Below are 12,293 nucleotides of genomic sequence, written 5' to 3'. Positions count from 1 at the left end.
AGTGAAGCAGGCACCGTCACCGCTTAACTGATAGACTGCGCCCCGAAATTACCTAAGAGGATCGCTTCATGGCCACTAACCGCTCCCGTCGTCTGCGCAAAAAGCTCTGTGTAGACGAGTTCCAGGAATTGGGCTTCGAGCTCAATCTGGAATTCAAAGAGGATCTGGATGACGAGGCAGTTGATGCCTTCCTGGACGCTTTCCTGACAGAAGCCATGGACGCGAACGGTCTGGACTACGTTGGCGGCGATGACTACGGTCTGGTTTGCCTGGCTGATCGTGGTTCGGTCAGCGAAGAGCAACGCGCTGCAGTAGAAGCCTGGCTCAAAGGCCGCAGCGAAGTGGTCAAGGTTGAAGTCAGCCCGCTGCTGGACGCCTGGTACCCGGAAAAGCCGATCAATCCGGCTAACTGAGTGACTGCATATCGGGCCATCCATTGTGATGGCCCGATTTGTTTTCAATGAAGCATCACCTCGTATGCCCCTCGCAACAAACGACGAAGATTACTCTGCGGCATAGGTGGGGTAGCTGGTAAACCCTTTCTCTGCGCCCCCATACATGTTGGCAGTATCCAGTTCGTTAAGCGGCCAGCCATTTGCAATTCTGGCCGGTAGATCCGGGTTGGCGATAAAGGGGCGACCGAAAGCGATCAGGTCGGCCAGACCTTCCTCGATGAGCCGTACTCCACGTTCCGGCGTATAACGCCCGGCATACATGATCCGGCCACTGAACGTGTCACGCACATCGCGACGAAACTGCTCAGGCAGATCGGGAGCATTGTCCCAGTCGGCTTCGGCAAGGGAAACATAAGCCACTCCAGCGTCTTCCAGAACCTTGATAGCCTCGATGTAGGTCGCGTGCGGGTCCTCCTCGACCAGACCGATGTAGACACGATCCTGATCGGTGCTGGTGAACAGAGGCGTGAAACGGACACCCAGACGCTGCGGGCCAACAGCGTCAGCCACCGCCTGTACGATCTCTCGCAAAAAGCGCAGGCGATTGTCGAGAGAACCACCGTACTCGTCATCACGCTGATTGGAGTGCGCCGAGATGAACTGATTGACCAGATAGCCATTGGCAGAATGGATCTCTACGCCATCAAAACCCGCAGAAATCGCATTGCGTGCAGCCTGTACATACAAGGCCACCAGTTCATGGATCTCCGTACGACTCAGTTCACGCGGAGTAGAAGGCGGAACCAGAATACCGGCACCCGGCCCGGTCTCGATGAACGCCTTGACCTTCTCGGCAGCGATGGCCGAGGGCGCAACAGGAGCTTCTGCGCCCGGCTGCAACTGCGCATGGGAAACCCGACCGACATGCCATAGCTGTGCGAAGATCACACCGCCTTCGGCATGTACCGCATCGGTGACCTTGCGCCAGCCATCGACCTGCTCCTGGCTGTAGATACCCGGCGTCCATGCATATCCTTGCCCACGAGGCTCGATCTGGGTGCCCTCACTGACCATGAACCCTGCACTGGCACGCTGACGGTAATAGAGAGCCATCAAATCCGTAGGTACATCTCCAGGCTGAGCACTGCGCTGGCGGGTCAACGGAGGCAGGACAATACGGTTCCTGAGAGAGTGGCTACCCAATCTGACAGGGGAAAAAAGCTGCGGGTGATTCACGATATACGCTCCTGTGGATGCTGATGATTTCTCAAGGACGAACGAGCCCATGCTCCGGGCTGTTGTCCGAAAACAAATGATTGAGTGTCGATAGAGGTTGCCTTGACTACGAGTCTCGGCGCCGAACGAAAAACAGGTACTCACTCGCCACGGTCATGGGGGCGGGATGCGTCATCCCTCTGCAAATACACGTCGGGTTTCAAGCATCGCCTGATCGAAAGGCATTGCCGTTCGGGTGATCTTGACCATGACACTGGCTCCGAGCCACAACTCGTACAGTCTGTAAGCAACGCTTGCAGCAGGCTCCCGGATAGAGACAGAACGGTCCTCGACAGCCTCTTCAATCGCAAGGGTCAGCCGTGCAATGGTCACTGACGTGCCGCGCTCAAGCTCCAGCCTCATCAACTCGGACAAGTCCGCGACCTCAGCACCAAGCTTTACGGCCAGGCATTTCCTGCAATCGGTGGTGCCGGTCTGGTTTGCTGCCCAATACTCCCAGTACCTCAATAACCGCTCTCTTCCCGACAGGCCAGGGTCCCGGAAAATGGCGTCCATATCGCTGTGGTACAGCTCGAAATAGCGCTCCAGCAAGGCCTTTCCGAAAACGTCCTTGGAGTCAAAGTAGTGATAGAACGAGCCCTTTGGGACATGGGCAGCGTTGAGCACTTCGTTCAGGCCGACAGCCGAAAAGCCTTTGTGCCCCACGATGGTCAGCGCCGAATCCAGAATCCGCTGTCTTGTAGTGTTGCATCCAGTCGTCTTCATAGCTCCAAACCTGAATTAGACCAGTCGTCTAGGCCGTTGAAGAGAATGCTACGAGACTGAAGCGGTACGAACAATGTCATATCTGCAAGGATTTCGGACACGACTCCCGCACCAGGAAAGATCGTTGCCAACGGGCGGGCTTCTAACGACAATCCCCGCTGAAAAACACTTTGGAAGAGGCCTGATGCATACCGTTGCGCTGGTGGTATACCCCAAATTCCAAGCGCTGAGCCTGTCTCTGGGGTCAGTATTCGAGTGCGCCAATCTGCTTCGTGGTGAAGCCGTCTATGACTTTCAAGTGATTTCGGAGACTGGGGGCGCAGTCATGTCATCCCAGGGCTTCTCGGTGAACACCGCCGCATTTGATCCGGCCGGTTACCACACCGTCATAGTGAGTGGGTTCCTTGAAGTGGGTGTCCCCTCCTCGTCACTGCTGGATTGCGTACGGAGCGTCTCCTCACAATCGCGTCGGGTCGCATCACTTTGCACAGGCATTTTTGTGCTCGCAGAAGCAGGCTTGCTTGAGGGAAAACGCGCGACGACACACTGGATGCATGTACCAGCCTTCAAGAAACGATTCCCCGATATCCAGCTCGAAGAGGATCGTCTGTTCGTCGTGGATGGCCAAGCCTGGACAGGGGCTGGCATGAGCGCTGGCATTGACCTGGCACTTGCCATGGTCGAAAACGACTTTGGCAGTGACCTTGCGCGGCAAGTCGCTCGTAAACTGGTCATTCCTCAGCGACGCAGCAGCGAACAATCTCAATTGTCGACACTCCTTGAACTGGCCCCCAAGTCCGACAGAGTGCAGTTGGTGCTGGCCTATGCCCGGGAAAACTTGCGCAGCGACCTTTCAGTGGAAGCGCTCGCTGAGGTCGCAAGGCTCAGCCCCCGGCAGTTCAGCCGTGTGTTTCGCGAAGAAACAGGGGAAACACCCGCTAAAGCAGTGGAGCGACTGCGGGTTGAGTCGGCACGGATCATGATGGAAACCAGTCGCCATCCGGTCGAAGTGGTAGCTCGCGAAGCCGGATTCGGGGATAGGGAGCGGATGCGCCAGGCTTTCTTGCGTGCGTTTGGACAGTCCCCCCAGATGATGCAGAAACTCCTCTGCGATGCTGACTCCAGATTCAGGAATTGCGCAAACCTCCAATAATCTAACGGCTGCGAGAAGCACCCGACACCGGTGGCCCGAAGCGCAGTCGACCAGATGCTCTCCCATACAAAAAAATCCTGTTACAACACCATGCTACAGCCCACGCAGGTCCGGCTTGGGGCATAATGCCGTTCTGTTACAGCGCTGGCCTTGTGTTATTACCCTTGGGCCTCAGGCGTCTATTATTGTTACCGAGGGAATTCATCCATGCCCTCTTTTTGTTCCCCTTCTTTGCTGTAGGGTTTTTTTGATGATCAAATCTTTGCGTCCATTGCTTCTTGCCTCATTTCTCCTGCCACTGGCACTTCCTGTTCATGCTGCCGTCATCAACACCACTCTTCCCGCCAAGGTCCAGCAAGCCCTCAAGGCCAGCAAGCTGAATGACAACGCGCTGTCAGTGGTCATGCTGCCCCTCACCGGCCCTGGCACCCCGACAGTCTTCAATGCCGACGTGTCCGTGAACCCGGCATCGACCATGAAGCTGATCACCACTTACGCCGCGCTGGAAATCCTCGGCCCGACTCACCAGTGGAAAACCGAATTCTTTACCGATGGCACCCTGAGCAATGGCGTTCTGCAAGGCAACCTGTACCTGAAGGGCGGCGGCGATCCCAAGCTCAATATGGAAAAGCTCTGGTTGCTGATGCGCGACCTGCGCGCCAACGGCGTACAGCAGGTGACGGGCGATCTGGTGCTGGACCGCAGCCATTTCGTGCAGCCCCAGTTGCCCGAGTTCAATGATGACGGCAATGACGACAACAAGCCGTTCCTGGTCAAGCCCGACTCGCTGATGGTCAACCTGAAAGCCTTGCGCTTCGTCACCCGCAACGATGACGGCAAGATCCGGGTTTCGGTCGAGCCGCCCATTGCGACCATCCGTATCGACAATCAGGTCAAAGCGCTGCCGTCCAAACAATGCACGGGCGATGTACGCTACAACCCGGTTCCGCAGCCTGATGGCAGCGTCAACGTGACGGTCAGTGGCCAGCTGGGCAATGGCTGCAACTCCCAGACCTACCTTTCGCTGCTGGACCACCCGACCTACGCCGCTGGCGCAGTACGGGCCATCTGGCAGGAACTGGGCGGCAGCATTCTGGGCAGGGATCGTGTCGATGTCGTGCCCGGCAGCGCAAAGCTGCTGGCAAAGGCCTTCTCGCCAGACCTGGTTGAAGTGATCCGCGACATCAACAAATACAGCAACAACACCATGGCTCAACAACTGTTCCTCAGCCTGGGACAGGAGTTTCGCAATGACGCCGACGGCGATGATGCACGGGCAGCACAGCGGGTAATCCGCCAGTGGCTGGCGAAGAAAGGCATCACTGCACCGCATCTGGTCATGGAAAACGGTTCAGGCCTGTCACGCGCAGAACGTGTCAGCGCACGGGAAATGGCAATCATCCTGCAAGCGGCATGGCGCAGCCCCTATGCCGCTGAATTCATGAGCTCCATGCCTCTGGTCGGTATGGACGGCACCATGCGCAAGCGTCTGAAGCGCACCCCACTGCTGGGCGAGGCTCATATCAAGACAGGTACGCTGAACACCGTCAGGGCAATTGCAGGTTTCAGTCGTGACAGCAATGGCAATACCTGGGCGGTCGTGGCCATCCTCAATGATCCACGTCCGTTTGGCGCGTCATCGATTCTGGACGAAGTACTGGTCGATCTTTATCGCCAACCGAAACTGACCAACAGCACGGTCTCCATTCTGCAGCCCTGAGCTGCCGCGCAACCGGTAGGAACGAATTCATTCGCGAGACGTCATGGAAGGCGGCCCCTTCGCGAATGAATTCGTATCAGTCGAGCTCCGGTTCGACCCTGTCCCTGCCCGCCATCTTGGCGGCATAGACGCCTGAGTCGGCCCGCAGCAGCAATGCATCAACGCCCTCTCCCGGCCGCCAGCTGGCGATGCCGAAACTGGCAGTGACCTGCCCGACCGTATCCAGCGGCTGGTTGCGCAAGGCCTCGCGCAGACCAAGGGCCAGTTGATAGGCCTGAGGCCCTTGGGTTCCGGGGCACAACACGACGAACTCCTCCCCTCCGATACGACAGAACACATCATCACAGCGCAGCCGCTGGCTGATCTTTCGGGAAATGGCCTGAAGCACCGAGTCCCCGACAGCATGCCCGTATTTGTCGTTGATGCGCTTGAAGTGGTCGATGTCCAGCATGATGACCGACAGATAACCACCGTGCCGATCGATACGCGCCAGCTCGGACTGCAACCTCTCCTGGAAGTAACGGCGGTTATAGGCACCGGTCAGTACATCGGTCACCGACAGCGCTCGCAGCTCCTGCTCGACCCTCTTGAGATCGGATATATCCGAGATGAATCCATGCCAGAGCACGCCACCATCGGGCAGGCGCTCCAGAGTGGCGGCCCCTCGCACCCAGCGCAGTCCTTTGTGCGGCAGCTCGATACGGTACTCCTCGCTCCAGGGCAAGGACAGCTCGGCACTGATACGGATGGAGTCGCGAAGGCGCATGATGTCAGCCGGATGAGTACGCCGAAGCAGAGTCTCGGCATTCTCCAGCAACTCCTCCTCGCTCAGTTCAAACAACTCACACATGCCGACACTGGCGTAGGTAAAGCGTGAACGGCCATCGGCATCCTGCCGGTACTGGTAGATACCGCCCGGCACTTGAGAGCTGAGCTTTTTCAGCAACTGATCACGCGCCTCAAGCGCCTCATAAACACGCTTGTGCTCGGTGATATCAATGCATACCGCCAGATAACCGATCCACTGATCCTGATCGTCACGCACCGCCGTAATCAGCATATTGACCATCAGCGTGCTGCCATCGCGACGCAGAAAGGTCCATTCCCGGGATGTATGGCTGCCCTCTTCGCTGGCATCGACGAACATGGCCTGCGCCGCCGTGATCGGACGCCCCTGGGCTTCACTCAACTCCTTGGCATGAGCCTCAAGCTCCGACAGCCTATGCATGTCCTTGAGCATGAACTTGCCAAGCACCTCATCGTCCGAGTAACCCAGCATTTTCTGCGCGCCGACATTGAAGGTCGTGATCACACCATTGAGATCGGTAGCAATGATCGCCACTTCAGTCGCAGAGTTGAGCACATTGCGCAATTGCCCGTGGGTAACCCGCAATTGCTGCTCGCGCTGACGCAACTCGCGGGTGCGCTGCTCAACCATGTACAAGGCACGCTGGCGCTGGCTGACCAGGCTGTAAAGCAAAGCACTGAGCATCAGGCTCAAGAGCCCGCCGAGCAATGCCACACTGCCGGCCATCGACTGATTGCTCAGCAGAAAGGCTTCGGTAGGACGGACTTCGAGCAAATAGTCGCGATCCCCCATGTTCAGCAAGGTACTGACATGCAGGTCACTCTCGGCTGCCACAGTGGCAGAGCGATATAAAACCTCGGAGTCATCGGGCGAACTCAAATCGAGCATGCTCATTGCCAGGTTGTCCTGACTCGGCAATCCCTCGTTCATCATTTGGTCGAGGCTGATTATCGCCATCACAAAGCCGCGCAAGACAGGCGTCGGCGAATCGAGGGCCGCGACAGGCGAGAACACCGGCGCCATCAGCAGAATGCCACGGGTATCGGACTTGCTCAGACTGACCAGATCGATACGCGGCGTCGCTACGATTCTGCCCAGCGTGCGAGAACGCTCGACGGCGAGATGCCGGATCCGTTCGGAATACACATCAAAGCCCAGGGGCGGAGGCTTCTTGCTGAGCGTCTGGATAAACACGACCGGAAAGTACTCGTCGCGCACGGCTGCTGCTTTCAATGCGCCGCTCTGATCGAGTTCTCGTATGGAGAAATCCTTTACGCCCGCCTGACGAACGCTCTCTTCAAAAGCTTCACGCTGGTCACGGGTAACGCGGGGCGTCCATGTATAGGCCTGGGTACCGACCAGCATAGGCCCGACAAAACCCTCGTACTCTGCACGAGTGATCTCTTCGGAATAGAGAAAGAAGCGGCGCAGGGTATCAAGCCTTTTGACCTGCCCATCCAGCCGCTCCTGAATGCGGCTGAAACGCTCGCCGGCCAGAAGATCGAAGCGTTGACGCAACTGACGCTGATACAGTTCAAAATTGGCTAACGCCAGCATGACGGTCAGTGCAGCTCCGGCGGCAAAAGCCAGCGCCGCAACCAACCATGCAGAGGCCTGTTCACTGATGAATCCCAGAATTCTGGGCCGGAACTGTTTCGACGCCATATAGAGAACCCGCGACGCTGGCCGTGGTTCTCTTATAGCTATTCGCCAGTAATTTGCCTAGCCCGAATAACGAGAATCAGTTCACGCGCGTCATGATCTTCCAGGCGCGATGGATCTTGCTGTTGCGAGCAAAATCCTGATCGATGGTCTGGGCGGTGATTTCCTCGACGGCGTAACGTTGGCCAAGGTTCTCGTCCAGCACAAACTTGCGGAAGTTGTTCGAGAAGTACAACACGCCACCAGGAGCCAGACGCGCCATGGCCAGATCTATCAACTCGACCTGATCACGCTGTACATCGAAGATCCCTTCCATGCGCTTGGAGTTCGAGAACGTCGGCGGATCGATAAAGATCAGGTCGTACTCCTCACGGCATGCCTGCAACCAGGCCATGACATCGCCCTGCTCCAGACGGTTCTTGTCGGAGAAGCCGTTGAGCGACAGATTGCGCCGCGCCCAGTCCAGATAAGTCCGGGAAAGGTCGACACTGGTAGTGCTGCGCGCCCCGCCCTTGGCCGCGTGAACGCTGGCAGTGGCGGTATAGGAAAACAGGTTGAGGAAGCGCTTGCCTGCCGCCTCACGCTGAATGCGCATACGCATCGGGCGGTGATCGAGAAACAGACCGGTATCCAGATAATCGGTCAGGTTCACCAGCAGCTTGACCCCGCCTTCGTTGACTTCCTGGAACTGCCCTTGAGCACTTTGACGCTCATATTGTTTCGTGCCGCTCTGACGCTCGCGACGCTTGATCACCACACGGCTCTTGTCGATGTTCAAGGCCTGAGGGATAGCCGCCAGCGCGTCGAACAGACGTGCCGAGGCTTTCTCTGGATCGACGGATTTAGGCGCAGCATATTCCTGAACGTGAACCCAGTCATGGTACAGATCGATGGCCAGGGAATACTCCGGCATATCGGCGTCGTACACGCGATAGCAGTCGATGCCCTCGCGGCGAACCCACTTGCTCATCTGCTTGAGGTTCTTTTGCAGACGATTGGCGAACATCTGCCCGCCTTCGCTCAAACGAGCCTGTTCGACCACAACCGGAGCCGGCTTGATCGGATTGCCATTCTTGTTGAGCTTCTTCTCGTGGTTCGTGCTGACCGGCTCTTCAACCTGCGTCTCGCGCTCGATCTGGCGCTGCTCGGGGGTACGGCGCTCGCCGGTGACGAACTGGTCCGGCAGGACCTTGATGAGCAACAGCTTGCAGGGCAAGGCGCCGTTCCAGAAGGAGTACTGCTTGTGGCTGCGAATCCCCATGCGCTTGCCCAGATCCGGCGCGCCGGTGAACACAGCAGCTTCCCAGTTGAGACAAGCCTGACGCAGACGCTCGCCCAGATTCTGGTAGAGATACAGCAGGCTCGCTTCGTCACCCAGGCGCTCGCCATAGGGAGGGTTACAGATCACCAGACCTTTCTGGTTCTGATCCGGGCGCGGCTCGAAAGTCGCCACTTCGCCCTGATAGACCTTGATCCAGTCGCTCAGGCCTGCACGCTCGATGTTGTTGCGACCCGGCTGGATAAGACGCGGATCGGCCTCATAGCCACGAATCCACAGCGGTGGCCTGGCAAGCCCTGCGGCTGCACGCTCCAGAGCTTCATCATGCAACTTGCGCCACAAGGCCGGGACGTGGCCGAGCCAGGCCGAAAAGCCCCAACGCTCGCGCTTGAGGTTGGGCGCAATATCCGCGGCAATCATGCCGGCTTCCACCAGGAAAGTACCGACACCGCACATCGGGTCAGCCAGAGCGCCACCCTCGGCGGCGATACGCGGCCAACCGGAGCGGATCAGGATTGCCGCCGCCAGGTTTTCCTTGAGCGGCGCCGCGCCCTGCTGCAAGCGATAGCCGCGCTGGTGCAGGCTGTGACCGGAAAGGTCCAGAGACAGGATAGCTTCACCACGGTCCAGGCGCAGATGCACGCGCAGGTCAGGGTTGATCTTGTCCACCGAAGGACGCAGGCCATCGGAGGTACGCAGCTTGTCGACAATCGCGTCCTTGACCTTCAACGCACCGAAATGGGTGTTGTCGATACCCGAACCATGGCCACTGAACTCGACCGCCACCGTGCCATCGGCTTCCAGGTGGTCCTGCCAGTCCACATGCAGTACACCTTCGTAAAGATCGTCGGCGTTTTTCATCGGAAAACGCTTGAGCACCAGCAGCACCCGGTTCGCCAGGCGTGACCACAGGCAAAGCCGATAGGCGGTTTCCATGTCGGCCGTGCCGCGAATGGCTGATGTGTGTTCGCGTGTTTCCTGAAGACCAAGCGCAGTGGCTTCCTCAGCAAGCAGGCCTTCCAGGCCTTTGGGGCAAGTGAGGAAAAGTTCGTAGCGATCCGACATGAGTATTCCAGGGCCTGAGCCGTCAGCGGCGGGCAACGCATTGCCCGACCAGATTTAAAACAGGCGTCTTTCATGGAGAGCGCCTGCGTGGCACACAATTTGTGCCGATCCACCGTATGAACCTGTCATGTCATTACGGCAGTCTTGTATCAGTAAAAAAGTGAATATTGGAACCTATGACGTAGGTAATAAAAAGTCACATAGTGACCCTTCGTCGAATAGACCCTGTTTGCATTACGCCATCACTCGCATTTGCAAGCCCGTCTCACTTCCGCCTGAAACCCGCGGGTCAGTAGGGTTACGAGGAGAATCAAATTTGAAACACCCTCCCTCTTATCGCTCTACAGACCTAAATGTGACGTGCTTATGACAAAACGATCATTCACACCGTCTCAAGCTTTGGTTAGAACTCATCTCAGGTCATCACCGCAACGGTAATGACACTAAGGCCCGCGACGCCGGCAGCGGGCACCAACGGCAGATAATTCTGCCCGACCTCGACATGAGGTCTTCAGGGATATAACAGTCAACAGACGAGGGCAATACCCTATGAGAAGACTCAAGCGTGATCCGTTGGAAAGAGCATTTTTGCGCGGATATCAATACGGCGTTACTGGTAAATCCCGTGAGCTTTGCCCTTTTACTCTACCGTCAGTACGCCAGGCATGGATAAATGGTTGGCGAGAAGGACGTGGCGACAACTGGGACGGTATGACCGGCACTGCGGGAATCCACAGACTCAACGAACTTCACGCGGTCGGATAAGGTAGTCTCCGACCAGTCCATCAAATTTTCTACTGACTTTTACACCCAATACCATGCACGCCCCATCCGGGCGGCGGGCTACGGCCCAGGGGCTCCTTCGAGGAGCCCCTTTTTTTCGCCGCAAATCAGCCGCGAGGCATGGCCGCAATAGCATCCACCGACTGACGGATAAGCGCCGGCCCCTTGTAGATGAACCCGGAATACACCTGCACCAGACTCGCACCGGCAGCGATCTTCTCGGCTGCGTGCCGGCCTTCGGTGATGCCACCGGCAGCAATGATCGGCATGCGTCCTGCCAGTTCGGCAGCCAGCACCTTGACGGTATGCGTGCTCTTTTCCCGAACGGGAGCACCGGACAGCCCGCCCGCTTCGTCAGCATGGGACAGGCCTTCGACACCTTCACGGCTGAGCGTGGTGTTGGTGGCAATGACCGCATCCATGCCGGACTCGATCAGGGCCGTGGCGACCAGCACGGTTTCTTCATCGGTCATGTCTGGCGCGATCTTGATCGCCAGCGGCACACGCTTGCCATGCAATTGCGTCAGCTCCTGCTGACGCAGGCTCAGCGCCTCAAGCAATTGCTTGAGGGAGTCGCCAAACTGCAGGCTGCGCAGGCCCGGAGTATTGGGTGAGCTGACATTGACGGTGACATAGCTGGCGTGGGCGTAGACCTTGTCCAGACAGATCAGGTAGTCATCGACAGCGCGCTCGACAGGCGTATCGAAGTTCTTGCCGATGTTGATGCCCAGAATGCCCTTGTATTTCGCGGCCTGAACCCGGGAGACAAGGTTATCCACGCCCAGGTTGTTGAAGCCCATGCGGTTGATGATCGCTTCGGCTTCGGGCAGACGGAAAATGCGAGGCTTGGGGTTGCCCGGCTGCGGACGTGGCGTCACGGTGCCGATCTCGACAAAACCAAAACCCAGCTGCGCAAAGCCGTCGATGGCCGCACCATTCTTGTCCAGCCCGGCCGCCAGACCTACAGGGTTCGGGAAATCCAGGCCCATGACCTTGACCGGCAACTGCGCAGGCGCCTTGCTCAGCAGGCCATTGAGCCCCAGCCGGCCACCGGCGCCGATCAAGTCCAGCGACAGGTCGTGGGAGGTTTCCGGGGAAAGTTTGAAGAGTAACTGGCGGGCCAGGTTATACATGGGCGGGCAAGGCTCGTTGGAAGCTGAATTCAGGGCGCCGATTATAGACATGTGCCGGCCCGGGTGCGAGGCAAGCTTGCATTTACAGGGCAAACCACTCAGTTGCGCCCTCCATCTGTGCGCAACGCTTCACGGCAGTGCACAAACCGGGTGCGTTCGACCGCCAGAAGCCCGGTAAACAGGTTGTTTGCGACTTGGCACAAGCGCTGCATGAGCAGCTCCATGTAATTCACAAGTCTGCAACCTTCAACGATGAGGGCTGCATTTCCCGAAAGAACGGGACCGGACAAAGGC

General features: G+C 57.8%; 9 protein-coding genes. 4 read left to right on the top strand and 5 right to left on the bottom strand.

From position 1 onward, the window contains the following. The first annotated feature begins 68 nt into the window (after window positions 1-68). Window positions 69-413: a YggL family protein gene (locus tag JL015_RS15440; RefSeq protein ID WP_201006879.1), complete on the top strand. Its 345-nt coding sequence runs from the start codon at window positions 69-71 to the stop codon at window positions 411-413. Window positions 414-503: 90 nt separating this feature from the next. On the opposite strand, the gene JL015_RS15435 is transcribed toward JL015_RS15440, so the two are convergent. Beyond that, window positions 504-1,631 (bottom strand): alkene reductase, encoded by a 1,128-nt coding sequence (locus tag JL015_RS15435; RefSeq protein WP_201019058.1) that lies wholly within the window; start codon window positions 1,629-1,631, stop codon window positions 504-506. A 171-nt stretch (window positions 1,632-1,802) separates the two neighbouring features. Beyond that, window positions 1,803-2,396 (bottom strand): TetR/AcrR family transcriptional regulator, encoded by a 594-nt coding sequence (locus JL015_RS15430; protein WP_201019057.1) that lies wholly within the window; start codon window positions 2,394-2,396, stop codon window positions 1,803-1,805. 184 nt (window positions 2,397-2,580) lie between these two features. Between JL015_RS15430 and JL015_RS15425 the strand changes: the two genes are divergently transcribed. After that, window positions 2,581-3,549: a GlxA family transcriptional regulator gene (locus tag JL015_RS15425; protein WP_201019056.1), complete on the top strand. Its 969-nt coding sequence runs from the start codon at window positions 2,581-2,583 to the stop codon at window positions 3,547-3,549. A gap of 250 nt (window positions 3,550-3,799) precedes the next feature. Continuing rightward, window positions 3,800-5,269, top strand: a complete 1,470-nt coding sequence (dacB, locus tag JL015_RS15420; RefSeq protein WP_201019055.1) for a D-alanyl-D-alanine carboxypeptidase/D-alanyl-D-alanine endopeptidase — start codon at window positions 3,800-3,802, stop codon at window positions 5,267-5,269. Between the two features lie 76 nt (window positions 5,270-5,345). Here the strand turns inward: dacB and JL015_RS15415 are convergent, their stop codons facing one another. Then, window positions 5,346-7,742 carry a sensor domain-containing diguanylate cyclase gene (locus JL015_RS15415; protein ID WP_201019054.1) on the bottom strand — a complete coding sequence of 799 codons (2,397 nt, stop codon included), beginning with the start codon at window positions 7,740-7,742 and terminating at the stop codon, window positions 5,346-5,348. A gap of 76 nt (window positions 7,743-7,818) precedes the next feature. Next, a complete protein-coding gene (gene rlmKL, locus JL015_RS15410; protein ID WP_201019053.1) occupies window positions 7,819-10,083 on the bottom strand; it encodes a bifunctional 23S rRNA (guanine(2069)-N(7))-methyltransferase RlmK/23S rRNA (guanine(2445)-N(2))-methyltransferase RlmL in 2,265 nt (754 codons plus the stop codon). A 549-nt stretch (window positions 10,084-10,632) separates the two neighbouring features. Between rlmKL and rmf the strand changes: the two genes are divergently transcribed. Further along, entirely contained in the window at window positions 10,633-10,848 is a 216-nt protein-coding gene (rmf, locus tag JL015_RS15405) for a ribosome modulation factor (protein ID WP_074569014.1), read from the top strand. A gap of 125 nt (window positions 10,849-10,973) precedes the next feature. Here rmf and JL015_RS15400 read toward each other — a convergent pair whose 3' ends face one another. Then, on the bottom strand, window positions 10,974-11,999 hold the full coding sequence (locus tag JL015_RS15400; protein ID WP_201019052.1) for a quinone-dependent dihydroorotate dehydrogenase: 1,026 nt from the start codon (window positions 11,997-11,999) through the stop codon (window positions 10,974-10,976). Window positions 12,000-12,293: the final 294 nt, after the last annotated feature.

It is taken from the genome of Pseudomonas cichorii, assembly GCF_015471405.1.
Lineage (GTDB): Bacteria > Pseudomonadota > Gammaproteobacteria > Pseudomonadales > Pseudomonadaceae > Aquipseudomonas > Aquipseudomonas serbiensis.
The sequence above is the reverse complement of the archived record's forward strand: the minus strand, read 5'-3'. Positions and strand labels throughout refer to the sequence as shown.

Coding starts and splice junctions, on each gene's coding strand:
- rmf (WP_074569014.1), top strand. CDS start 10,633: ATGAGAAGACTCAAGCGTGATCCGTTGGAAAGAGCATTTTTGCGCGGA.
- JL015_RS15415 (WP_201019054.1), bottom strand. CDS start 7,742: ATGGCGTCGAAACAGTTCCGGCCCAGAATTCTGGGATTCATCAGTGAA.
- rlmKL (WP_201019053.1), bottom strand. CDS start 10,083: ATGTCGGATCGCTACGAACTTTTCCTCACTTGCCCCAAAGGCCTGGAA.
- JL015_RS15400 (WP_201019052.1), bottom strand. CDS start 11,999: ATGTATAACCTGGCCCGCCAGTTACTCTTCAAACTTTCCCCGGAAACC.
- dacB (WP_201019055.1), top strand. CDS start 3,800: ATGATCAAATCTTTGCGTCCATTGCTTCTTGCCTCATTTCTCCTGCCA.
- JL015_RS15430 (WP_201019057.1), bottom strand. CDS start 2,396: ATGAAGACGACTGGATGCAACACTACAAGACAGCGGATTCTGGATTCG.
- JL015_RS15425 (WP_201019056.1), top strand. CDS start 2,581: ATGCATACCGTTGCGCTGGTGGTATACCCCAAATTCCAAGCGCTGAGC.
- JL015_RS15440 (WP_201006879.1), top strand. CDS start 69: ATGGCCACTAACCGCTCCCGTCGTCTGCGCAAAAAGCTCTGTGTAGAC.